At 64.3% G+C, this 21356-nt stretch carries 21 protein-coding genes and 2 tRNA genes; 9 read left to right on the top strand and 14 right to left on the bottom strand.

Annotated features, from left to right (window positions below; translation table 11 throughout):
- Window positions 1-180: 180 nt before the first annotated feature.
- Complete coding sequence (locus ABZN20_RS00320; RefSeq protein ID WP_367026416.1) at window positions 181-1281, top strand: glycosyltransferase; 1101 nt, start codon at window positions 181-183, stop codon at window positions 1279-1281.
- Here ABZN20_RS00320 and asnB read toward each other — a convergent pair.
- The 7 genes from asnB to grxC form a co-directional block, all read right to left on the bottom strand.
- Window positions 1274-3091 carry an asparagine synthase (glutamine-hydrolyzing) gene (gene asnB, locus ABZN20_RS00315; RefSeq protein ID WP_367026415.1) on the bottom strand — a complete coding sequence of 606 codons (1818 nt, stop codon included), beginning with the start codon at window positions 3089-3091 and terminating at the stop codon, window positions 1274-1276. The two genes, ABZN20_RS00320 and asnB, sit on opposite strands and share 8 nt — an antisense overlap.
- A 91-nt stretch (window positions 3092-3182) precedes the next feature.
- Complete coding sequence (locus ABZN20_RS00310) at window positions 3183-4112, bottom strand: copper oxidase (protein WP_255556332.1); 930 nt, start codon at window positions 4110-4112, stop codon at window positions 3183-3185.
- 2 nt (window positions 4113-4114) lie between these two features.
- Window positions 4115-5842 (bottom strand): multicopper oxidase domain-containing protein, encoded by a 1728-nt coding sequence (locus ABZN20_RS00305; protein WP_367026414.1) that lies wholly within the window; start codon window positions 5840-5842, stop codon window positions 4115-4117.
- A 91-nt stretch (window positions 5843-5933) separates the two neighbouring features.
- Complete coding sequence (locus ABZN20_RS00300; RefSeq protein WP_367026413.1) at window positions 5934-6491, bottom strand: hypothetical protein; 558 nt, start codon at window positions 6489-6491, stop codon at window positions 5934-5936.
- A 210-nt stretch (window positions 6492-6701) separates the two neighbouring features.
- On the bottom strand, window positions 6702-9776 hold the full coding sequence (locus ABZN20_RS00295) for an efflux RND transporter permease subunit (RefSeq protein ID WP_367026412.1): 3075 nt from the start codon (window positions 9774-9776) through the stop codon (window positions 6702-6704).
- Complete coding sequence (locus tag ABZN20_RS00290; RefSeq protein WP_218806167.1) at window positions 9773-10855, bottom strand: efflux RND transporter periplasmic adaptor subunit; 1083 nt, start codon at window positions 10853-10855, stop codon at window positions 9773-9775. Before ABZN20_RS00290 ends, ABZN20_RS00295 begins: the two co-directional genes overlap by 4 nt.
- Window positions 10856-10902: 47 nt before the next feature.
- Window positions 10903-11166 (bottom strand): glutaredoxin 3, encoded by a 264-nt coding sequence (gene grxC / locus ABZN20_RS00285; protein ID WP_218806166.1) that lies wholly within the window; start codon window positions 11164-11166, stop codon window positions 10903-10905.
- Between the two features lie 150 nt (window positions 11167-11316).
- Between grxC and ABZN20_RS00280 the strand changes: the two genes are divergently transcribed.
- The 3 genes from ABZN20_RS00280 to ABZN20_RS00270 are packed head-to-tail and all read left to right on the top strand — an operon-like array spanning window position 11317 to window position 12456.
- Complete coding sequence (locus ABZN20_RS00280; protein ID WP_218806165.1) at window positions 11317-11535, top strand: YgaP family membrane protein; 219 nt, start codon at window positions 11317-11319, stop codon at window positions 11533-11535.
- Window positions 11536-11538: 3 nt separating this feature from the next.
- Window positions 11539-11958 carry a thioredoxin TrxC gene (gene trxC, locus ABZN20_RS00275; protein ID WP_367026411.1) on the top strand — a complete coding sequence of 140 codons (420 nt, stop codon included), beginning with the start codon at window positions 11539-11541 and terminating at the stop codon, window positions 11956-11958.
- 45 nt (window positions 11959-12003) lie between these two features.
- Window positions 12004-12456 carry a DUF1810 domain-containing protein gene (locus ABZN20_RS00270; RefSeq protein ID WP_367026410.1) on the top strand — a complete coding sequence of 151 codons (453 nt, stop codon included), beginning with the start codon at window positions 12004-12006 and terminating at the stop codon, window positions 12454-12456.
- 114 nt (window positions 12457-12570) lie between these two features.
- Here the strand turns inward: ABZN20_RS00270 and ABZN20_RS00265 are convergent, their stop codons facing one another.
- Both ABZN20_RS00265 and glnK read right to left on the bottom strand, forming a co-directional pair.
- A complete protein-coding gene (locus ABZN20_RS00265; protein ID WP_305080242.1) occupies window positions 12571-14013 on the bottom strand; it encodes an ammonium transporter in 1443 nt (480 codons plus the stop codon).
- Window positions 14014-14044: 31 nt separating this feature from the next.
- A complete protein-coding gene (gene glnK / locus ABZN20_RS00260; RefSeq protein WP_010961376.1) occupies window positions 14045-14383 on the bottom strand; it encodes a P-II family nitrogen regulator in 339 nt (112 codons plus the stop codon).
- A gap of 260 nt (window positions 14384-14643) precedes the next feature.
- On the opposite strand from glnK, the gene ABZN20_RS00255 reads away from it, so the two are divergent.
- From ABZN20_RS00255 to ABZN20_RS00235, 5 genes are all read left to right on the top strand, one after another.
- Window positions 14644-14895 carry an accessory factor UbiK family protein gene (locus ABZN20_RS00255; RefSeq protein WP_218806162.1) on the top strand — a complete coding sequence of 84 codons (252 nt, stop codon included), beginning with the start codon at window positions 14644-14646 and terminating at the stop codon, window positions 14893-14895.
- 8 nt (window positions 14896-14903) lie between these two features.
- On the top strand, window positions 14904-16424 hold the full coding sequence (locus tag ABZN20_RS00250) for a YifB family Mg chelatase-like AAA ATPase (protein ID WP_367026409.1): 1521 nt from the start codon (window positions 14904-14906) through the stop codon (window positions 16422-16424).
- On the top strand, window positions 16421-18424 hold the full coding sequence (gene rep, locus ABZN20_RS00245; protein ID WP_367026408.1) for a DNA helicase Rep: 2004 nt from the start codon (window positions 16421-16423) through the stop codon (window positions 18422-18424). The genes ABZN20_RS00250 and rep overlap by 4 nt, the downstream gene beginning before the upstream one ends.
- A 26-nt stretch (window positions 18425-18450) precedes the next feature.
- Window positions 18451-18527, top strand: a tRNA-Arg gene (locus ABZN20_RS00240).
- Window positions 18528-18584: 57 nt separating this feature from the next.
- Window positions 18585-18661: transfer RNA gene (locus ABZN20_RS00235), tRNA-Pro, on the top strand.
- A gap of 127 nt (window positions 18662-18788) precedes the next feature.
- On the opposite strand, the gene ABZN20_RS20055 is transcribed toward ABZN20_RS00235, so the two are convergent.
- The 5 genes from ABZN20_RS20055 to ABZN20_RS00215 form a co-directional block, all read right to left on the bottom strand.
- Complete coding sequence (locus tag ABZN20_RS20055) at window positions 18789-19043, bottom strand: hypothetical protein (protein ID WP_423246455.1); 255 nt, start codon at window positions 19041-19043, stop codon at window positions 18789-18791.
- A gap of 128 nt (window positions 19044-19171) precedes the next feature.
- Window positions 19172-20242, bottom strand: a complete 1071-nt coding sequence (locus ABZN20_RS00230) for an IS630 family transposase (RefSeq protein ID WP_367026407.1) — start codon at window positions 20240-20242, stop codon at window positions 19172-19174.
- A 284-nt stretch (window positions 20243-20526) separates the two neighbouring features.
- Window positions 20527-20760 carry a type II toxin-antitoxin system MqsA family antitoxin gene (locus ABZN20_RS00225; protein WP_367026406.1) on the bottom strand — a complete coding sequence of 78 codons (234 nt, stop codon included), beginning with the start codon at window positions 20758-20760 and terminating at the stop codon, window positions 20527-20529.
- A 2-nt stretch (window positions 20761-20762) separates the two neighbouring features.
- Window positions 20763-21110 carry a HigA family addiction module antitoxin gene (locus tag ABZN20_RS00220; RefSeq protein WP_218806155.1) on the bottom strand — a complete coding sequence of 116 codons (348 nt, stop codon included), beginning with the start codon at window positions 21108-21110 and terminating at the stop codon, window positions 20763-20765.
- Window positions 21111-21117: 7 nt separating this feature from the next.
- A complete protein-coding gene (locus tag ABZN20_RS00215; protein ID WP_423246422.1) occupies window positions 21118-21264 on the bottom strand; it encodes a type II toxin-antitoxin system RelE/ParE family toxin in 147 nt (48 codons plus the stop codon).
- Window positions 21265-21356 lie beyond the last annotated feature (92 nt).

The raw sequence follows: 21356 nt of genomic DNA, 5'->3' as shown, positions 1-21356 counted from the left end.
CCGCGAGGCCCGGTCCCCCATGCCTTGGTGTAAACTTCGAGGTTCTTTTGACGGCCTCTCGGAGAGCCTCCCGATCATGCCCTGCGCGTATCGCATCCCCCCGGTTCGTTCCCTGGCCCGAAACAGCGGGATTATAGCCGCCGCCAAGACCTTCGTCCTGCCCCTACAGGAGGACCGCCGATGAAGGTGCTGCACGTCGAGGGCGGCAGAAACCTCTACGGCGGCGCCCGCCAGGTGCTGTACCTGCTGGAAGGGCTCGAGCGGCGCGGCATCGACAACGTGCTGGTCTGCCCGGCGGGCAGCGATCTCGCCCGGGAAGCCGCAGCCCATGCCGAGGTGCGCGCCATCCCGATGGCGGGTGACCTCGATTTCCGCCTGATCGGCCGGCTGTACCGTATCATCGGGCGGGTCCGGCCGGACCTCGTGCACCTGCACAGCCGGATCGGGGCGGATGTCATGGGCGGCATCGCCACCCGTCTGGCCGGCGTGCCGGTGGTGCATTCCCGGCGCCAGGACAATCCCGAGATGCGCTGGGCCGTCGCCGTGAAATACCGTCTTCACGACCGGGTGGTGGCGATCTCCGAAGGCATCGGGCAGGTGCTGGCGTCGGAAGGCATGCCCGCGTCCAAGCTGCGCTGCGTGCGCAGCGCCATCGACCCGGCCCCCTTCCGCCGCGCCGGCGACCGCGCCTGGTTCCGCGCCGAATTCGGACTGCCCGAGAACTGCACGGCGATCGGCGTGATCGCCCAGCTCATCGAGCGCAAGGGCCACCGCTTCCTGCTCGAAGCCCTCCCCGAATTGGCCGGGCGCTATCCGGGGCTGCATGTCCTCATTTTCGGCAAGGGGCCGTTGGAATCCTCCCTGGCCGAAACCGCCCGCAGGCTGGATCTTACCGATCGCGTCCATTTCGCCGGCTTCCGGGACGATCTGCCGCGCATCCTGCCCTGCCTGGACCTGGTGGTACATCCGGCCTCGCGCGAAGGGCTGGGCATCTCGCTGCTGCAGGCCGCCGCGGCCGGCATCCCCATCGTGGCGTCGCGCGCCGGCGGAATTCCCGAAGCCGTGCGCGACGGCGAAAACGGTCTGCTGGTCCCGCCGGGCGATGCCGCGGCCCTGGCTGCCGCCATCCGCCGCCTGCTCGATGACCCGGAACTGGCGCGGGAAATGGGCAAGCGCGGCCAGGCGCTGATCGACCGCGAATTCTCGGTCGAAGGCATGGTGGAAGGCAACCTGGCGGTCTACCGGGAACTGCTGGCCGAAAGAGACGCTCCGCTCAGCTGATCCAGTCGAGCGGGTCCTCGTCGGGCGACGGCTTGAGCCCCGGCCGCTCGAGAAATAGCCGGTGCCAGATCGCAAACTGCATCAGGCAGAAGATTTCCCGGCTGGCATTGCCCTTCTTGCGCTGCGCCTGGAACAGGGCTGGAAAATGCCGGGTGTCGAACCACTCGGCAATCGCCGGGTTGGCCGAGAGCTTGCCTTCCAGCCGGTCCAGCGCCTCGCCGCCCAGCCATTCCCGCACCGGCACGGTGAAGCCGCGTTTCTTGGTGTAGAGATGATCCTTAGGGACATGGCGCTCGGCCCAGCGGCGCAGGAACACCTTGGGCTGCTCGCCGTCGGTCTTGAGCGCATCGGGCAACCCCAGGCCGAATTCGACGACCCGGTGATCGAGGAAGGGCACCCGCCCTTCCAGGCCGAAACCCATCATCATCCGGTCCACCTTGACCAGCAGACTGTCCGGCAGGTCCGTGACCAGATCGGTGTACTGGCAATGCTGCAGATGGCTCCAGGCCGCGGGCGCCTCGCCCCAGGCTTTGAGGTAAGGCGCACGGAAGTTCCGCCGCTCGGCCGCCAGCGCCGGCCCGAACAGGCGCTGCGAGCGCTTGCGCCACCATTCGCTGCGGGTGCGGAAGCCGCCCGTCCCCGGCGCCAGGAGGTTCTTGGCGAGCCAGACCAGCCGGGGCTGGCGGTAGCGCCGGTAGCCGCCGAAGGCCTCGTCGCCGCCTTCGCCGGTGAACACCACCTTGAGCTCCTTCGCCGCCGCCTCGGACAGCGCCGAGGTCGGAAAGCTGGCGTAGTCCCGCATCAGGTCGTCGGCGGCCCACACCGTGTGGGGAATCCGCCGGAACAGGTCTTCGCGGCGCAACCGGATCGACGTGTGCCGGCTGCCGAACACCTGCGCGATCCGCTCGGCATCCCCCAGCTCGTCCTTCATCGCCGCATCGACGTAGCCGATCGAGAACGTCCGCACCGGCTGCGCCTGCAGGCGGCTGAGCATCGCCAGCAGGATCGCCGAATCGTTGCCGCCGGACAGGAACAAGCCGTAGGGCACGTCGGAGCGGACGTGCTCCTTCATCACCTGTTCGAACAGCCCCTCGAACTCGGCCTCGGCCTCGGCGAAATCCAGCGGCCGGGTCGTCACATCGAGCGGCGTCCAGTAGCGCCGCTTGCGCAGGTTCAGCTCCGCGTCGACTTCGAGGATCTCGCCCGGCCCGAGGCGCCGGATGCCGGCAAACAGGGTGTGCTCTCCGGTCGAGCAATGCGCGTGCAGGAACTGGGAAAAGGCGCCGGCGTCGATCGTGGGCGCGTTCGGCAGCAGCGGCAGAATCGCCTTCAGCTCGGAAGCGAACACCAGGCGGTCGGGCAGCGCGGCGTAGAACAAGGGCTTGATGCCTAAACGGTCGCGCCCCAGCACCAGCCGCCGGCGGAAGCCGTCGTACAGCGCGAATGCGAACATGCCGTGGAGGCGCTCGGCGAATCCCTCCGGGTCGAGCGAGTAAGCGTGCGGGATGGTTTCGCTGTCGGAATGGGTGGCGAAGCGGCGCCCTTCCCGCTCCAGCGCCTCGCGGAGCTCGACGTAGTTGTAGATTTCGCCGTTGGCGACCACGGCGAGCCTGCCGTCGTCGGCCAGAATGGGCTGACGGCCGCCGCTGAGATCGATGATCGACAGACGGGTATGGGCCAGACCGAATCCACCCTCGATGAACACCCCATGACCGTCCGGCCCGCGATGGGCCAGGCGCTCGATCATGGGCTGGAGCATGTCTGCCTGGACGCTCCGCCCTTTCAGGACGAGCCCCGCAATTCCGCACATGTTCTGTGGTCGACGAAACGGTTCGCAAGAAAAAAGGCGCCTTCCTCGAAGACGCCTTCCCCTCGGGGTACGAGATCCCCTGTCCGGCCCGCTATTTCTTCTTGCCGCGAGCCGAGTGCATCAGCCGGCTGATGAGGCCGAGCGTGATGTCGATCATGTGGCCGAGGAAACCGCCGACCATGGCCAGCACGTCGCCGCCCGTCATGCCACTCAGGCGCTCGCGGCCCACCCGCAAGGCAATCGGAGTTCCGAACACGCCGAGCACGATCCCCAGCACCAGGCTGCCGGAGAACCAGGAACCGGACGGCGCCGCCGCGGTCTGTTCAGGCTTTTTCACCGTGGACTCACCGGGTTTCTCCGCACCGGCGGTCGGTGGCGCCACCGCCGGCTGCACCTTGCCGTCGGGACCCGGCGTGTAATTGTCCGGGATCGCGGCGTCGGTCACGCCGGGAATGGTCGGGAAGGTGCCGCTGCCCTTGCCCACGATCAGTTCACCCTTCATGCCCTTTTCCATGTGCTGGGCGATGTCGCAGTGCACCAGGTAGGTCCGGTCCTCCTTGGGCAGGATCAGCGTGCCGCTGATCTTCGCGGGGCCCGTGACCTCCAGATGGAACATACCCTTGTCGTACAGGTACTTGGGCAAGCCGTGCATCATCCACTGGTGGCGGATGTTGTCCTCGTTGATGAAATGGACGGTGAGCCGTGTGCAAGGCTTGAAGCGCCACTCGTGCTCGCTGAATCCGTACATGGTGCCCGGAAAGTCCTTCGCGTACTTGTGGCCTGCACGAACGGTGATTTCCGCGTCTTCGGCGATCCTGCTGCAGCCGCCCGGCAGCTTGTCCTTGTTCTGCCCCATGATCATGCCGCCGTCCATGTCCATCAGGTGGCCGTCGCCATGGTCCATGAGCCGGGTGTGTTCCTTGATTTCGGTCTTCTCCGCGGCCGCGGCGCCAACGCTGACGGCGAACAGCCCGGCCGAACAAAGGTAACTCAAACGGGTCGTGATCGACTTGGTATTCATGTCTATTTATTCCGTACGGCGGCGATCCACTCGGATGCGGTTTCCAGCAGCTTCACCCGGTTCAGATAGGCGAAATAGGCGGCGATACCCAGCAGAAGTCCCAGAAACAGGTTGCGGCCGGTGTTGCCCGGCGCCGCCGGCTCGGCCGCGGGAGCCGCCGGCTTGGCGGCAGCGGCTGGCTTGGCCTCCTCCTTGACGAAAGTCTCGGGATCGCCGAGGCTGGCGTCGAACACTTCCTGCCAGGGCGAAATCTTCCGCTCCCAGTATTTCTTGGTGAAATACTGGGCCAGACTCATGCCGTGGGTATGGGGCGTACCGTTTTCGTCGAGATACTGCTTATAGGCGATTAAGTTGAGACTGCCGCCCTCGCCCATGCCATCGGTCGTGAACGCCCGCTCGACGTGATCGTGCATCATCCAAAGACCGGGGCCGAAGCTGCGTAGGCCGTCGTCGACGGTTTCCAGCTCCAAGTCCAGGCGCTGGGCCGGCGCGAGGGTGTACACATCGCGCCGCACCCGAGCTTCCGGCCGCTGTTCGACACCATCGTAATGCGTCTCCACGGCCTTGTGGCCATGCGTGTGCAGCGCGAGAACCTCGGTGTGGCCGTTGAGCACCCGCAGCTTGATCTTCTGGTTGGGCTCCACTACCACCAGGGATTCCCGGAGGGTATACGGGAAGGCCCGGCCGTTGAGGAGGTAATAGTCGTCGGTCGCGTCGGTGATGTCGTATTCCTGATTGATGGCGCGGGCGATCAGCCGCGGATCGTTGAACGACTGCGGCAGCTCGTGCAACTCCTTGTCGACCGACTGGTAGTGCAGGTCGTACTCGGCATCGTACTTTTCCGCCACCGCCTTGGAGGGATGCCGCACCTGCCCTGCACCGACATTGAAGACCTGCACCCAGTTGTTCGGACGGTTTTCCTCAACGATGAACATGCCCGCCAGCCCCAGCGGAATATGGGTATGCGGCTGGACATGGCAGTGGTAGTACTGAGTGCCGGCCTGGCGCGGCTTGATCACGTAGGTCTTGCTCTGACCCGGCATCACGTCCATCGCGCTGGTCTGCCCGACGCCGTCGTTGCCCTCGCCGCTGAAATCCATGTAAGGGTGATCCACCCCGTGGAGATGGATGGAGTGCGGGAAATAATGGGTGTTCTCCAGGACCAGCCAGATGACGTCGCCCTGCTCGACGCGAATGACCGGCGCCGGCATGCGCAACATGGGATTGGCTTCGGCGCTGGCGAAGCTGCGGGTGGACATGTCGCGGGTCTTGGGCGCGAACACCCAGAACGCCGGCTCGATGCCGGGCGCGATGTCGTAGGTCGGCACGACGCCGGCGAAATCCGGCGAGTGGCCGTTCAGCTCCATGACTTCGAGCTTGATGATGTAATGGTCCGGGTCGCCGTCGTTGTCCATGTCGTTCGACAGGATGAGGGCATCGGCGGCCAGGTTGGTGTCCATCAGCGTCTGCATGGAGATGTTGTTCGTGCCCTTCACGAACGCCGCGATTTCGGCGGGGCTGTCGGGATTGCACAGCCTGGACTCCCGGATTTCCACCCCTTCCAGCACCTGGGCCTTGCGCCAGTCCGCCGGCGCTCCACTGTTGCAGAACGGCTCGACTTCGCCGAGCTCGACTTTCTTGGTTTCGGGTATGGCGGTCACGGCCGGCGCACTTGCGGACCAGGCCAGAAAGGCAGACCCCAGCGCTGCCGACAAAGAGCGTTTGATCATGATCATGTTAACCAAGGCACGGTGACTGGAAAATGCAAAAGCAGACTCGAAGCGCCCATCACCCGGCCAGCCGGGCGATGGGCCGGTACCTTTAGGTTTTCTTCTTGATCAGCAGCAGCGAATCCACGACTTTCTTGAAGCCCGCATTCGAGAGATAGAGGATGTAGCCGAGCGCGACGACGATCACCAGGATGATGATCCAGGTGGTCCCGGAAAGGCTGGTCTGGTTGACGCCCACCTTGAAGGGAATGTGCGCGTCGATCTTCTGGCTGTCGTTCACCAGCGTTACGTGCGCCAGATAGTTGGAAGGCTCGGTGAAATTGATGGTGGCGTTCACGGTACCGGTGGGATACGCCGCCGGCGCCTGGTAGAACACGCGGCTGCCTTCGGGCTCCTTGGTGATTTCGAACTCGACGGTCATGTTGCGGAGCGCCTTGCCTTCATAGTCGAAGACCAGGGTGGTGGATCCGGTTTCCGGGATCTTGTCGCAGTATTCGGTGGTGCCGGTGAGCTGCGGCTGATAAGCGGTGAAATGGACCCAGAAGCCGCCTACCGGGATACGGCAGGAGTCCACGTCGACGCCGGAACCGCCGCCATGCGCCCACAGGGTCGCCGGAATCAGGGCGCCAAGGCCCAGAACCGCAGCCAACAGGCCGCACTTAAGAAATTTCGTTCTTATCATTGGAGACGTCCCTCGCTGAATGTAGTGATTTATTCTAATAATCGCCGGAGCCCGCACTCGTTAAGCCCCGCGAGCACACCACGTCCGTAACGGCGCGGCGGCATGGCATTGCGCGCGGGCAGACTAACATAGACAACCCTTGAATTAAAGGCCGCCAGCCGGGCGCGCAGTACCACTCTAGACCACGCCGGCCGCCCTTTCGTTCCCCTCGTCCGGCGCCTTCGGCGGCCTGGACAGCAGGGTGTAAACGGCCGGGATGATGAACACCGTGAACACCGTGCCGATGAGCAGTCCGCCGACGATGACCCAGCCGATCTGCCGCCGGCTCTCGGCCCCGGCGCCCGACGACAGGGCCAACGGCAGGGCGCCCAGAATCATGGTCAGGGAGGTCATCAGGATCGGCCGGAAGCGCAGCACCGAAGCTTCGACCACGGCCTGCAGGGCGCCGCGCCCTTCCCTCCTGAGCTGGTTGGCGAATTCGACGATCAGGATGCCGTTCTTGGTCACCAGGCCGATCAGCATGATCATGCCGATCTGGCTGTAGACGTTCAGGGTGCCGCCGGTCCATTTCAAAGAAAGCAGCGCACCGGTGACGGCCAGTGGCACGGTGAGCATGATGATGAAGGGATCGGAGAAACTCTCGAACTGCGCCGCGAGCACCAGATAAATGAACAGCAGCGCGAACACGAAGGTCAGGTAGAGCGTGCGGCTGGATTCGGCGAACTCGCGTGACTGGCCGTCGAGGTCGGTCTTGAAATCCGCCGGCAGAATCTCCTTCGCCGCCGCGCCGAGATAGGCCAGGGCCTCGCCCAAAGTGAAGCCGGGCGCGACGCTGGCGGACAGGACCGCCGAACGCAGCCGGTTGAAATGGTTGAGTTCCTTCGCCGCCCCTTTTTCCCGGGTTTCCACCAGGTTGGCGAGCTGAACCAGCCCGCCGCCGGCGCTGCGCAGGTAGATCGAGCCCACGTCGTTCACGGTCGTCCGCGCGGCGTCCTCCAGTTCGACGATCACGTCGTACTGCTCGCCGCCCTTCTTGAAGCGCGTCACCTGGCGCCCGCCGAGCAGGGTCTGCAGCGTCCGGCCGATCTCGTCGACGTCGACCCCGACGTCGGCGGCCTTTTCCCGGTTCACCTGCACGCTGATCTGCGGCTTGTCGAGCTTGAGGTCGGAATCGGCATTGACCATGCCGGCGTACTGGCGGGCCCGGTCGACGAGCTGCGCCGCTACGCCGTCGAGCTTTTCGTAGGTCGGGCCCTGGATCACGAACTGCACCGGCGGACTGCGGAAGCTCTGCCCCAGGGAAGGAGGATTGATGGCGAAAGCCATCACTCCCGGCAAGGCCATCAGCTTCGGCAACAGGGTCGCCGCAATCTCCTGCTGGGAGCGCTTGCGCTGGTCCCAGGGCTTCAGGCGCACGAAGCCGATCGCGGAATTCACCGGGTTCGGCCGGTCCAGACCCGGCGCCACCACCATGAAATAGCTCCTGACTTCCGGGATCGGCTGGACCATCGCCTCGATTTCGCGGGCGTAGCGGTCGGTGTACTCCACGGTCGCACCCTCCGGGGCCGCGATCACGATGATGATGTTGCCGCGGTCCTCCAGCGGCGACAGCTCGGCGTTGAGGGCGCCGAACAGGAAAACCGCGCCCGCGCCGATGCCCAGCATCACCCCGATCACGGCCCAGCGGCGCCGCAAGGCGGCTTCGAGCCGCTTCCGGTAGAGCCCCGCGAATCCAGATGCCTCACCCGATTCGACATGCCCGGCCCCTCCGCCGGCGGGTGGCTTCAGCAAGCGTGAGCACATCATCGGAGTCAGCGTCAGCGCCACGAAACCGGAAACCAGCACCGCGCAGGACACCGCCAGGGCGAACTCGGAGAACAGGCGGCCGGTGTTGCCGCTCATGAACGCCAGCGGCGCGAATACGGACGCCAGCGTCAGCGTCATGGCGATCACGGCGAAGGCGATTTCCCGGCTGCCCTCGACCGCCGCCCGGAAGGGGTGCGCGCCGCGTTCGATGCGCCGGTAGATGTTCTCCATCATCACGATGGCGTCGTCCACCACCAGGCCGATGGCGAGCACCAGCGCCAGCAGGGTCAGGATGTTGACCGAAAACCCCAGCGCATAAATAAAGATGAAGGCGCCGATCAAGGAGACCGGGATGGTCACGAACGGGATCAGGGTCGCGCGCACCGAGCGCAGGAACAGCCAGGTGACCAGCGTCACCAGCCCCAGGGACTCGGCCAGCGTCTCGTAGACGGAATGGATGGATTCGTCGATGAACTGGGACGTGTCGAAGGAAACCTCCAGCTCCATCCCTTCCGGCAGGGTTTCCAGGATCTTCGGCAGTTCCGCCCGAACCGACCGAGCCACCTCCAGGGTGTTGGCCGTGGCCTGCTTGACCACGCCCAGCGCCACCGCCGGGTTGCCGTTCACCCGCACGATGTTCCGCTCGTCCGCCGCCCCCAGATCGGCCCGGCCGATGTCCGACAACCGCACCGGAAAGCCGTTCACTTCGCGCACGATCAAGGCGTTGAATTCTTCGACCGTCTTCAGGTCGGTCTCGCTGAACACGGTGAACTCGCGCTGGGCGCTCTCGATGCGTCCGCCCGGCAGTTCGACGTTGCGCTTCTGCAGCGCGGCCTCGACGTCCTGCACCGTCACCCCGTGGGCCGCCATCCGCTCCCGGTTCAGCCACAGCCGCATAGCATAGCGGCGTTCGCCGCCGATGATCACGCTGGCGACGCCGGACAGCGTCTGCAGCCGGTCCTGCACGTAACGGTCGGCGAAATCGGTGATTTCCAGGGGACCGTGGCGGTCGCTGGAGAAGGCGAGCCACAGGATCGGCTGGGCGTCGGCGTCGATCTTGCTGATGACGGGCTCGTCGATCTCGCGCGGCAGCCGGGCCCTCACCCGCGACACCCGGTCGCGCACGTCGGCCGCCGCCGAATCCTGGTCGCGGCTGATGTTGAACTCGATGGTGATCTGGCTGACCTCTTCGCGGCTGACCGACTTCATGGTCCGGATGCCTTCGATGCCGGACAGCGAATCCTCCAGCGGCCGCGTCACCTGGCTCTCGATCACCTCCGAACTGGCGCCCTTGTAAACGCTGCGGACCGAGACCACGGGCGCGTCGATGTTGGGGTATTCCCGCACCGGCAGGCGCTGGAAGCACATCAGCCCCACCAGCACCAAGGCGAGGCTCATCACCGTCGCCAGGACCGGCCGCCGGATGGAAACGTCGCTCAGCATCATGGGGCGGGCGGATTTTTCTTCGCTTCCAGAACCGCGACCGGAGCGCCGTCCCGGAGCTTGACCTGGCCTTCGGTCACGACGCTGTCGCCCTCGGCGAGGCCCTGCACGATCTCGACCTTGCCCTTGTAGCGCGCGCCGATCGCCACCGGGGTCGCGACCGCTGTGCCGGAAACCACCCGGAACACCGAAGCCGAGCTGCCCTTCACCACCAGGGCGGATTCCGGCACGAACAGCGCCCGGCGCGCCGCCCCCAGCGCCAGATGGATACGGGCGAACATGCCCGGACGCAGCGCCTGGTCCCGGTTCGGCAGGCGCGCCCTCACCCGCAAGGTACGGCTTTCCTCTTCGAGGCGCGGGTCCACGGCGTAGACTTCGCCGGGGAAGGCACGGCCGGGATAGGCCGCCACCTCGGCGGTCAGGGCGAGGCCCTTCACCACGGTCCCCGCGTATTTCTCCGGCACCTTGAAGTCGAGCTTGACCGGGTCCAGCGCCTCCAGGTTGACCAGCGCCTTGCCCTTGTCGAGGTACTCCCCGACACTGACCTCCCGGATACCGACGATGCCATCGAACGGCGCGCGCAGCACGGTCTTCTGCAGCAGCACACGGTCCCGCTCCACCAGCGCGTTGGAATACTTGAGCTTGGACATGGCCTCGTCGTACTGCTGGGCACTGACATGGGCACGCTCGCGCATCGCCTTCATGCGCGCGAAATTGGCCTGGTCCAGCTCCTGCTGGGCCAGGCTCTGGGCCAAAGCCGCCCGGTATTCGTCCTGCTCGAGCTCGAGCAGCACCTCACCGGCCCTGACCGGCTTGCCCTCGGTGAAACGGATGGCTTTGACCCTTCCCTGAACTTCCGGGCGGATCACGACCGACTCGTCGGCGAGGAGGGTACCGACGGCGTCGATGGCATCGTCGACGGACTCCGCCCAAACCCGCGCCGCGAACACCGGGGCCGGAGGCGGCACCCTGACATCGGTGGGCGGCGCCGCAGCCGGCGGCCCCGCGACGAATCGCCACCATCCGGCGATGGCGGCCAGCGAGGCGGCCAGGACCAGAATAGCGAAGCCTTTTCTCGACATGGGGGGATGCCCCTCGAACCGGCGGGGAATGAAACGAAGTGGAGGTGTCAGGCCGTTCCGGACAGCAGTTCGTCCAGCTCGCCGGCGCGGTCCAGCGCGGCCAGATCGTCGAACCCGCCGACGTGCGTGTCGCCGATGAATATCTGCGGCACGGTGCGCCGACGGGTGATCGCCATCATTTCCTGGAGTCTGGACGCGTCCAGGTCGACCCGTATCTTTTCGATCTCGGCCACACCTTTGGACTTCAACAGCCGTTCGGCCGCCGAGCAGAAAGGGCACATTGCAGTGCTGTACATTCGGACTGGGGGCATAATCGTAGCGCCTGCCTCTGGCAGTAAGAGCTTTTGAGTTTAACACGCGGCCCGGGAGCGAATGCGGACGCGGAGCGTTCACCGGACCCTCTTTACAAATCCCTGTTCCGAGACAATATTAGAGATTACTAAATTTCCGAGGTGAACACCATGACTACTGAACGCTGGGTACGCATCGTCGCCGGATTCTTCGTCCTGCTCTCCCTGTCCCTGGGCGCTGAGGCCAGCCCCCTGTTCATCAACGCCAACTGGCTTTGGTTCACGGCCTTCGTGGGCGCCAATCTATTCCAGAGCGGCTTTACCCGGATCTGTCCGCTGGAAAGCATCTTGCGGAGACTGGGCGTGAAAAGCGCCTGCGACGCGGGATAAACCATGCAGTTGGTCTGCCCGGCCTGCCTGACCCGCAACCGCGTGCCGGCCGATCGGCTCGGCGAGCAGCCCAAATGCGGCCGCTGCTCCACGGTGTTGCTGAGCGGCCATCCGGTCGAACTGGACGATAGCCGGTTCGACACTTACACCCGCCATTCCGATCTGCCGGTGCTGGTGGACTTCTGGGCGGCCTGGTGCGGCCCCTGCCGGAGCCTCGCTCCGGTGCTGGCCCAGGCGGCGGACGCCCTCAAAGGCCAGATACTGGTCGCCAAGCTGGACGTCGACCGCGCCCCTGCCACGGCCCAACGTTTCAACATCCGCAGCGTCCCGACCCTGGTGCTGCTCCGGAACGGCCAGGAAATGCGCAGAATCAGCGGAGCGCTCGGCTTCGGCCCGCTGATGGATTGGCTGAAACGCGGTTGATACTGGAGAAAAAGCGATTCGGCGAACTGCCGAGAGTTCCACCCCATGGCATCAAAACCACCCGATCCGTTTGATCTCCATCGGTTCCTGGCCGCCCAGGCCAACGACTACGGGATTGCGATCGCTGAGCTTCGCGCGGGTCGCAAGCGCACGCATTGGATGTGGTACGTCTTCCCCCAGCTTCGAGGTCTCGGGATCAGCCCGATCTCCCAGTTCTATGGCATCGGCTCCGCGGCGGAAGCCCGGGCATATCTTGGCCACGAAGTGCTGGGCATGCGGCTCGGGGAATGCGTTTCCGTGCTCAATGAGCTGGAGACCGATTCCGCGGAAGAGGTCTTCGGTCGCGTCGATGCGGCGAAACTGCGGTCGTCGCTGACGCTCTTCGAGGCCGTGGCGGCTGAAAAGAAACCTTTCGCGCGGGCGCTGGAAAAGTTCTTCGGCGGGAAGCGGGACGACAGAAGCCTGGCGATCCTCGCGAAGATGACATCGAGAAAGTGAGATTGGTGGCGCGGTCGTAGCGGGCGCTGATGGCCCAGGCCGAGGCTCCGGCAAATGCCCCTGGCAGGACATCTTCCGATGCCCTGCCGGGGGTGTTCCGGAAAAAATCCAGGATCAGAGGTGATACGCGGTTTCGCCGTGTTCCCGGATGTCCAGCCCCTCGCGCTCGGTCTCCTCGGAAACCCGGAGGCCGACGAGCAGGTCGACGATCTTGTACGAGACGAAGGACACCACGCCGCTCCACACGATGGTGAGACCCACGCCCCAGGCCTGGCTGATGACTTGGCTCACCATGTCGTATTCCGCAACGGCGTTGGCCACGTAGTCGTAGACCCCGGCGCCGCCGAGGGCGGGCGAGGCGAAGATGCCGGTGCCCAGTGCACCGATGATGCCGCCTACGCCGTGGACGCCGAACACGTCCAGCGAGTCGTCATAGCCCAGCGCGTTCTTGAGGCTGGTCACTGCCCAGAAGCACACCGCGCCGGCCAGCAGACCCAGCACGATCGATCCCATGGGGCCGACGAAGCCGCAAGCTGGGGTGATCGCGACCAGGCCTGCGACCGCGCCCGAAGCCCCGCCCAGCATGCTCGGCTTGCCGCGTGCGATCCATTCCACGGCCGACCAGGCCAGCGTGGCGGCGGCGGTGGCCAGCATGGTGTTGACGAAGGCCAAGGCGGCGGTGCCGGTGGCTTCGAGGTTGGAACCGGCGTTGAAGCCGAACCAGCCGACCCACAGGAGGGATGCGCCGATCATGGTCATGGGAACGCTGTGCGGCGCCATCGCTTCCTTCTTGAAGCCGATGCGCTTGCCGATCAACAAACAGCCCACCAGGCCGGCGATGCCCGCGTTGATGTGGACCACGGTGCCGCCGGCGAAATCGAGCGCACCCTTCTGGAACAGGAAGCCGGCCGTTGCCGTGGCGGCGTCCGCCGCGGCGGCATCGGTGTAGGCATCCGGCCCGGCCCAGTACCACACCATGTGAGCGAAGGGCAGATAGGAGAAAGTGAACCAAAGCACCATGAACAGCAGCACCGCGCTGAACTTCATGCGCTCGGCGAAGGCGCCGACGATCAGGGCCGGCGTGATGCAGGCGAAGGTCAACTGGAACGCGACGTAGATGAGTTCGGGGATCACCACCCCCTTGCTGAAAGTGGCCGCGACCGAATCCGGGGTGACGCCGGCCAAGAACGCCTTGTCGAAACTCCCGAAAAACGCATTGCCTTCGGTAAAGGCCAAGCTGTAGCCATAGACGGCCCAGAGCACCGCCATCAGCGCGAAGATCACGAAGACCTGCATCAGCACGGAGAGCATGTTCTTGGCGCGGACCATGCCGCCGTAGAACAGCGCCAGCCCCGGAATCACCATCAGGGTCACCAGCACCGTGGCGACGATCATCCAGGCCGTATCACCCTTGTCCGGCGTCGGGGCGGCAGGGGCAACGGCTTGCTGGACGGCCTCGACGACGGTTTCGACGATCTCGCCAACGCCTTCGGCCATCGCCGTGGTTCCGAAACCGAGACACGCCACGCCCGTCAGGGAAGTCAGGATTTTTTTCATTTGAGGGGTCTCCTATCGTCCGTTATTGTTGTTACAGGGCATCCGGACCGGTCTCTCCGGTGCGAATCCGGACGACTTGTTCGAGATCGGCCACGAAAATCTTGCCGTCGCCGATCTTGCCGGTATTGGCCGTCTTGGTGATCGCGTCGATCACCGCCTCGAGCTGGTCGTCGGTGATCGCCACTTCGAGCTTCACCTTGGGCAGAAAGTCCACGACGTACTCCGCGCCACGGTATAATTCGGTGTGCCCTTTCTGTCTCCCGAATCCCTTGACTTCGGTGACCGTGATGCCGGTGATGCCGACCTCGGACAGGGCCTCCCTGACGTCGTCAAGCTTGAAGGGCTTGAGTATTGCGGTAACGAATTTCATGCAGGTCTCCTTGGTTGAAGTATTACACGGCCGGCCTTACGCCCCCTTAGCCGGGCGGGCCGAGCGCGATCCGATGGCTCCACTGGATGAAAAGCATGAGCCATGCCACAGGGACTAAAGAGCACTCGAGCGCCGATATACCGTAAGGCCCCAAACAAATTGCACCTTTGTTGTCAAACAACGGCAACATTACGCACCAAATTAAGGCGCTCTTGCGCACATCCGACCCTTACCCATTCCGAACCTCCAGGCGGCCCGCCATGATCGACAAGACCACCCTCGACGAACTTTCCAAACGCCTCGCCGACGCCGTGCCCACAGGACTGCTCGGCGTCCGCGACGAGCTGGAAAAGAATTTCCAGGCGGTGCTGCAAAGCGCGCTGAGCCGCCTCAATCTGGTGAGCCGGGAAGAATTCGACGTGCAGCGCGCCGTCCTGGAGCGCGCGCGCACCCGCCTGGAAGAACTCGAGGCCCGCATCGCCGAACTGGAAAAGCTGCTGCCTCCCACTTGAACCCGGCCATGGCGCTCGCCATCGTCCATAGCCGGGCCCGCCAGGGCATCGAGGCGCCGGAAGTCACCGTGGAAGTCCATATTTCCCCGGGGCTCCCCAACCTCACCATCGTCGGCCTGCCGGAAACCGCCGTGCGCGAGAGCAAGGACCGGGTGCGCGGCGCGCTCATCACCACCGGTTTCGAATTTCCCGCCCAGCGCATCACCGTCAACCTGGCTCCGGCCGATCTGCCCAAGGAAGGCGGCCGTTTCGACCTGCCGATCGCCCTCGGCATCCTGGCCGCTTCGAAGCAGCTCCGCGCCGATCGGCTGGCGGACCTGGAATGCGTCGGCGAGCTGGCGCTCACCGGCGAACTGCGCCCGGTGCCCGGCGCCCTGCCGGTCGCCCTCCAGTCGCGCCGCGCCGAGCGGAACCTGATCGTACCCTGGGACAACGCCGGCGAAGCGGCCCTGGTCTCCGGCGCCTGCGTGCTCCCGGCCCGCCATCTGCTGGACGTGTGCGCCCATCTGGACGGCAGCCGCCCCCTCGCCGCCGTCGAATCGCGCACCGTAGCGGTTCCGGCCAGCGAGGAGCCGCCCGATCTCGCCGAAGTCCGCGGCCAGTTCCAGGCCAAGCGCGCCCTGGAAATCGCCGCCGCCGGCCGCCACAACCTGCTGATGCTGGGCCCGCCCGGCACCGGCAAATCCATGCTGGCCTCGCGCATGCCCGGCATCCTGCCCGACCTGACCGAGGACGAGGCGCTGGAAACCGCGGCGGTCGCCTCGGTCAGCGGCATGCCCTTCGACCCGGCGGCCTGGCGCCGCCCGCCGTACCGCGCGCCCCATCACACCGCCTCCGCCCCGGCGCTGGTCGGCGGAGGAAGCGCGCCCAAGCCCGGCGAGATTTCGCTGGCCCACAACGGCGTGCTGTTCCTGGACGAGCTGCCGGAATTCGACCGGCGCGTCCTGGAAGTCCTGCGCGAGCCCTTGGAAAGCGGCGGCATCACCATTTCCCGCGCCGCCCAGCGGCTGGATTTTCCTGCCCGCTTCCAGCTCATCGCGGCGATGAACCCCTGCCCCTGCGGCTACCTGGGCGACGCCTCCGGGCGCTGCCATTGCTCGGCCGAGCAGGTTGCGCGCTACCGCGCGCGCATCTCCGGACCACTCCTGGACCGGATCGACATGCACGTCGACGTACCCCGCCAAGACCCGGCCACGCTCCTGGACGGCGCACCGCGGAACGAAGAAACCAGCGCCCAGGTCCGGACCCGCGTGATCGCCGCCCGCGAGCGGGCGCTCCAACGCAGCGGCCAGCCCAACGCCCTGCTCACGCCGCGCCTGATCGAGCGCCACTGCATGCCCGACAGCGCGGGACGCGCTTTGTTGGAACAGGCCATGGCGCGGCTGAACCTGTCGCACCGCGCCTATCACCGCATCCTCAAGCTCGCCCGCACCATCGCCGATCTCGCCGGGAGCGATGCGATCACCTCCGCCCACATCGGCGAAGCCATCGGCTACCGGCGTCTCGACCGGGCTCCCGCCGCCCGATGAACGGTCTCAATCCCCAGCAACGTGCGGCGGTCACCACGCTGGACTGCCCCCTGCTCGTGATCGCCGGCGCCGGCAGCGGCAAGACCCGCGTCATCACCGAGAAGATCGCCTACCTGGTCCGACAGGGCACGCCGGCGCGCCACATCGTCGCCGTCACCTTCACCAACAAGGCCGCCCGTGAAATGAAAAGCCGGGTCGGCAAGCTGGCCGACGACAAGTCGCTGCGGGGGCTCACGGTCTCCACCTTCCACGCCCTCGGGCTGGAAATCGTCCGGCGCGAACACAAGGCGCTGCAACTCAAGGCGGCCATCTCGATCTTCGACGAACAGGACCGGCAGGCTTTGCTGCGGGAACTGGTCCGCCACGGCGACCACCGCTTCGACCCGGAAGAAGTCGACGCCTATGCCGCGCGCATCTCGCGCTGGAAGAACCGCTTCGTCACGCCCGACCGCGCCGGCATGCTCGCCGAACCCGGCGCGGCCGAGACCGCCGAGCTGTACGAAGCCTACATGCGCCACATGAAGGCCTATAACGCAGTCGATTTCGACGACCTGATCCTGCTGCCGGTGATGCTGTTCCAGCAGAACGCCGAAGTGCTGGACAAATGGCGCAACCAGATCCGCTACCTGCTGGTCGACGAATACCAGGACACCAACCAGACCCAGTACGAACTCATCAAGCTGCTCACCGAAGCCTTGGGCAAGTTCACCGTGGTCGGCGACGACGACCAGTCGATCTACGCCTGGCGCGGCGCCCAGCCGGAAAACCTGGCCCAGCTCCGCAACGACTTTCCGCGGCTCAAGGTCATCAAGCTGGAACAGAACTACCGCTCCATGGGCCGCATCCTCAAGGCCGCCAACCAACTCATCGGCAACAACCCCCACATCTTCGAAAAGAAACTGTGGAGCGCCATGGGCCACGGCGACCCGATCCGGGTGCTGAAGCACCGCGACGAAATCGCCGAGGCACGCCAGATCGCCGCCGACATCGTCCACCACAAATTCCGCCACAACACCCAGTTCGCCGATTACGCCATCCTCTACCGGGGCAACCACCAGTCGCGCCTGTTCGAGCGGACCTTGCGCGAATTCAGCGTGCCCTATCACATCAGCGGCGGCATGTCCTTCTTCGGCTATACGGAAGTGAAGGACGTCATGGCCTACCTGCGCCTTCTGGTCAACCCAGACGACGACGCCGCCTTCCTGCGCATCGTCAACGTCCCGCGCCGCGAAATCGGCCCCACCACGCTGGAAAAGCTCGGCCAGTACGCCAACCGCCGCCACATCAGCCTGTACGCCGCCTGCTTCGAACTGGGCCTCGAGCAATCCCTGCCCGGCAACGCCGTCCAGCGCCTGCGCCGCTTCGGCGAGCACATCGCCGATACCGCCGACCGCACCGCACGCGGCGACACCTTCAAGGTCATCGACGATCTTCTGGGCGCGATAGGCTACGAAAACTGGGTGCGGGAGAACAGCAACGACGCCAAATCCGCCGAACGCAAGTTCGGCAACGTGCGGGAACTGCTCGACTGGCTCCAGCGCATCGCCGAGAAGGACGGCGAAAACCGCAGCCTGGCCGAAACCGTGGCCAAGGCCATGCTGCTCGACGTACTGGACCGCAACCAGGAAGACGACGCCGGCGACCGGGTCAGCCTCATGACCCTGCACGCCGCCAAGGGCCTGGAATTTCCCCACGTCTACCTGGTCGGCATGGAGGAAAACCTCCTCCCCCACCAGACCAGCATCGACGAGGACAACATCGAAGAAGAGCGCCGCCTCGCCTACGTCGGCATCACCCGCGCCCGCCGCGACCTCACCCTGAGCTACTGCAGCCACCGGAAACGCTACGGCGAAATGATCGGCTGCGAACCCAGCCGCTTCCTCGCCGAATTGCCGCAGGACGACCTCGAATGGCCCGACCGCCAGCCGCTCGACCCCGAAGTGAAGCGCGAACGCGGCCGCGCCTCGCTCGCGCAAATGCGGAGTTTGTTAAGCGACTGATGAATTTGTATAATACGCCGCTCAGCGCGCCCGTAGCTCAGTTGGATAGAGCGTTGGCCTCCGGAGCCAAAGGTCGGACGTTCGAGTCGTCTCGGGCGCGCCATTTGAAGACTGAACGAATGCCCAACCAGGGGACATTCGCAGCAAAAGCGGTAAATCTCGGGGCGTAGCGCAGCCTGGTAGCGCACCTGTATGGGGTGCAGGTGGTCGGAGGTTCGAATCCTCTCGCCCCGACCAAATTCCCAAAACAAGAAAGCGGCTTAGGTGATTTCACCTGCCGCTTTTTTATTGCCTGCGCGGCGACTAAGACGTGACATCTCGCCAAGCTTGCACGCTGCCGCAAATTCGGTCTTCTGTGTGAAGATTATGGGAAAAAAAGCGGGAGTTGCGATGGCGCCACAATCTGGTCATTCCATTTGATCTGTCGAGCCACACGGCGCTTTCCGCCGTTAGCGCCGAATACTTCAATTGCCTTTTGTTCCAGCAGGAACCCAAGCGATTCGCGATAGATAGCCGCCGATGCTGGAGAGTCGTTGCAGGTGGTAGAGAACAGTTCGCCGAAGCTGAGGCCTATATCATTTGCATACACACGGCGGGGAATTTGTTCGCTGAGGGCCAGGAACCCAAGCGTTTCTGCTCCTCAAGATCGGAAAGCGGACAACCCCAGCTCCCCGAGCTTGACACCCTGGTGCTGGGCTTGGACGCGTGCGCAGAGGCCGCCGGCCGGGCAGCCTGCGATACTAGTGTTTAATTGCGTAAATTAGCGATAGTATTGCGCAGCTGGGAGCCTTTGACTTCCCGCTTGCGCCAGACGAATGGGGCGGCCTTGTCGTTGTAGGCGGCGATGAAATCGTTGATCGCCTGCGCCAGTTGGTCGATGCTGTTGAAACTGGCCCCACGTAAGGCCTTGCGGGTCATGATGCCAAACCAGATTTCCACTTGGTTCAACCAACTGGCTGAAGTGGGCGTGAAGTGAAAGTGCACGTTGGGATGGGCGGCCAACCAGTCATCGTTCTTCTTGTGAGTGCAATAGTTGTCGAGAATCACATGAATTTCCCGATCAGCCGGAACATCGGCGACCACCTCATCGAGAAAGGCCTGAAAGTCAGGACGCTTCTTGGTCGTGGTGGTTTTGGACTGAATGGTACCGGTCGCCACATTCAAGGCCGCAAAAAGATTGATCGTGCCATGGCGCTTATAGGTGCTTTTCAATCCACGAACCAGCTTGCCGCTGCTGGTAAAGACGAAACCGCTGGCCCTTTCCAGCGCCTGAATGGAAGGCTTTTCATCAACGGAAATGACCAACGCATTTTGCGGCGGATTCAGGTACAGCCCGATAATGTCGGCCGACTTGATGGCAAACTGAGGGTCCGTGCTGACGCACCACGAGCGATGCCGCTGGAGTTGGATGCCTTCTTTGCGCAACAGGCGCCAGACGGCATCATCGGAAACCCCCAAGGCTTTCGACAACGACCCGCCATCCCACGTCGCCTGTCCGGCCGGCGGCGGCTGTTCAATCTGTGCAAGCAATCGATTGCGCAACTCGGACGGCGGGTACCGCGGAGGCTTGCCAGGCCTTTTTCGATCACCCAGCCCTTTCAATCCTTCAGCCGCAAAGCGCCTGCGCCAGACACCGACCGTGCCGGGCCGGATACCGAGTTCAGCAGCAATTTCGTCATTGCGCTTGCCCGCCAGACAGCCCATGACAATCTTGGCGCGTTCGACCAGACGAGCCTCCTCGGTGCGGCTATTGCTCAAACGCTCCAACTCACGCCGGTCTTGGTCCGTACAACTCACCGATATGGCAACTCGCGCCATCCTTCCCTCCGTTCCTGTGGGTAACGGAGACATGATATTACAGTCGCTTAATAATGCAATTAGACACTAGGGATGCCGCGACCGCCGTGAAGGGCGTGGCCGGCGCGTCGTACCAGTTGGTAGCGCTGGTGATCGCCTTGATGCGGTTCGGCAGACGGCTTCGGACCGCGCCCGAATCAACTGCCTTGCTATGGAAAACTCCTGTTCCAAGTCGTCATAGGCTTGACGGATGTCCGGGTCTTCCAGCAGTTCGCGTTTTAGATCGTCAAAGGTTTTCATGGCTGCTATGCCAGTCGGTGGAAACGGCGGACGTTTACTTCCACCCCTTCGGAAACTGCCTGCTCCGCTTGGCGCAATAGCTCTTTGGTGATGTCGGCATCGTGGTAAGTTTCCCCGCAGTTGCCGCAAATCCGGGCGGGTACTTCCCTGAAAATTACGATTGACGCCCGCCTTTCCAGGGTTACGGTTACCGTCCCAGGTCGGGTAACTCCGTGCCGGCAAATTGCACACAAGTTCATTTTTAGGCTGCGCGGGGGTGAACCTCTCGCCTTAACCGATCCCCTTCTCGTGCGAGCAAAGTTTCCATGTCGTATTGCGCCTGCAATCGCAGCCACCATTCGGCATTGCCGCCGAAGTAAAGGGCTAGCCGGTAAGCCGTGTCCGCCGTTATGGCTCTTTGGCCCCGCACAATCTGACTTATCCGCAAGGCGGGCACGCGAATGTCTTTGGCAAGCCGGTACTGGGACAGCCCCAGGGGTTTCAAAAAGTCTTCGGCCAGCACTTCGCCGGGGTGGACGGCTGGCAACCGCTCGCCCGTGCTGGCACTGCTCAGGTCCAGGATATGAAGTTGATCGCGGGTAATGCTCATAGCGGCCTCAGTGATAGTCCACGATCTCTACGTCGTAAGCATGCTCCCCCTCCCAGCGGAAGCACACGCGCCATTGATTGTTGATTCGAATGCTCCAACACCCTGCCCGGTCGTCCTTCAACAGCTCCAGGCGATTGCCTGGACGAATCCGCAACTATTCCACCACCGTGGACTGGTCAATTTGGATCAACTTGCGTCGGGCCGTTGCCTGAATGTCTCGCGGTAGTTTGCGGGCTACCCGCCCCC

Origin of the sequence: Methylococcus sp. ANG (assembly GCF_040730495.1) — a bacterium.
Lineage (GTDB): Bacteria > Pseudomonadota > Gammaproteobacteria > Methylococcales > Methylococcaceae > Methylococcus.
This window is presented reverse-complemented; position numbering and strand designations above follow the sequence as displayed.

What these genes read in the sequence shown, in the direction of transcription:
- ABZN20_RS00320 (WP_367026416.1), top strand. Translation starts at nt 181, where the DNA reads ATGAAGGTGCTGCACGTCGAGGGCGGCAGAAACCTCTACGGCGGCGCC.
- asnB (WP_367026415.1), bottom strand. Translation starts at nt 3,091, where the DNA reads ATGTGCGGAATTGCGGGGCTCGTCCTGAAAGGGCGGAGCGTCCAGGCA.
- ABZN20_RS00310 (WP_255556332.1), bottom strand. Translation starts at nt 4,112, where the DNA reads ATGAATACCAAGTCGATCACGACCCGTTTGAGTTACCTTTGTTCGGCC.
- ABZN20_RS00305 (WP_367026414.1), bottom strand. Translation starts at nt 5,842, where the DNA reads ATGATCAAACGCTCTTTGTCGGCAGCGCTGGGGTCTGCCTTTCTGGCC.
- ABZN20_RS00295 (WP_367026412.1), bottom strand. Translation starts at nt 9,776, where the DNA reads ATGATGCTGAGCGACGTTTCCATCCGGCGGCCGGTCCTGGCGACGGTG.
- ABZN20_RS00290 (WP_218806167.1), bottom strand. Translation starts at nt 10,855, where the DNA reads ATGTCGAGAAAAGGCTTCGCTATTCTGGTCCTGGCCGCCTCGCTGGCC.
- grxC (WP_218806166.1), bottom strand. Translation starts at nt 11,166, where the DNA reads ATGCCCCCAGTCCGAATGTACAGCACTGCAATGTGCCCTTTCTGCTCG.
- ABZN20_RS00280 (WP_218806165.1), top strand. Translation starts at nt 11,317, where the DNA reads ATGACTACTGAACGCTGGGTACGCATCGTCGCCGGATTCTTCGTCCTG.
- trxC (WP_367026411.1), top strand. Translation starts at nt 11,539, where the DNA reads ATGCAGTTGGTCTGCCCGGCCTGCCTGACCCGCAACCGCGTGCCGGCC.
- ABZN20_RS00270 (WP_367026410.1), top strand. Translation starts at nt 12,004, where the DNA reads ATGGCATCAAAACCACCCGATCCGTTTGATCTCCATCGGTTCCTGGCC.
- ABZN20_RS00265 (WP_305080242.1), bottom strand. Translation starts at nt 14,013, where the DNA reads ATGAAAAAAATCCTGACTTCCCTGACGGGCGTGGCGTGTCTCGGTTTC.
- glnK (WP_010961376.1), bottom strand. Translation starts at nt 14,383, where the DNA reads ATGAAATTCGTTACCGCAATACTCAAGCCCTTCAAGCTTGACGACGTC.
- ABZN20_RS00255 (WP_218806162.1), top strand. Translation starts at nt 14,644, where the DNA reads ATGATCGACAAGACCACCCTCGACGAACTTTCCAAACGCCTCGCCGAC.
- ABZN20_RS00250 (WP_367026409.1), top strand. Translation starts at nt 14,904, where the DNA reads ATGGCGCTCGCCATCGTCCATAGCCGGGCCCGCCAGGGCATCGAGGCG.
- rep (WP_367026408.1), top strand. Translation starts at nt 16,421, where the DNA reads ATGAACGGTCTCAATCCCCAGCAACGTGCGGCGGTCACCACGCTGGAC.
- ABZN20_RS00230 (WP_367026407.1), bottom strand. Translation starts at nt 20,242, where the DNA reads ATGGCGCGAGTTGCCATATCGGTGAGTTGTACGGACCAAGACCGGCGT.
- ABZN20_RS00225 (WP_367026406.1), bottom strand. Translation starts at nt 20,760, where the DNA reads ATGAACTTGTGTGCAATTTGCCGGCACGGAGTTACCCGACCTGGGACG.
- ABZN20_RS00220 (WP_218806155.1), bottom strand. Translation starts at nt 21,110, where the DNA reads ATGAGCATTACCCGCGATCAACTTCATATCCTGGACCTGAGCAGTGCC.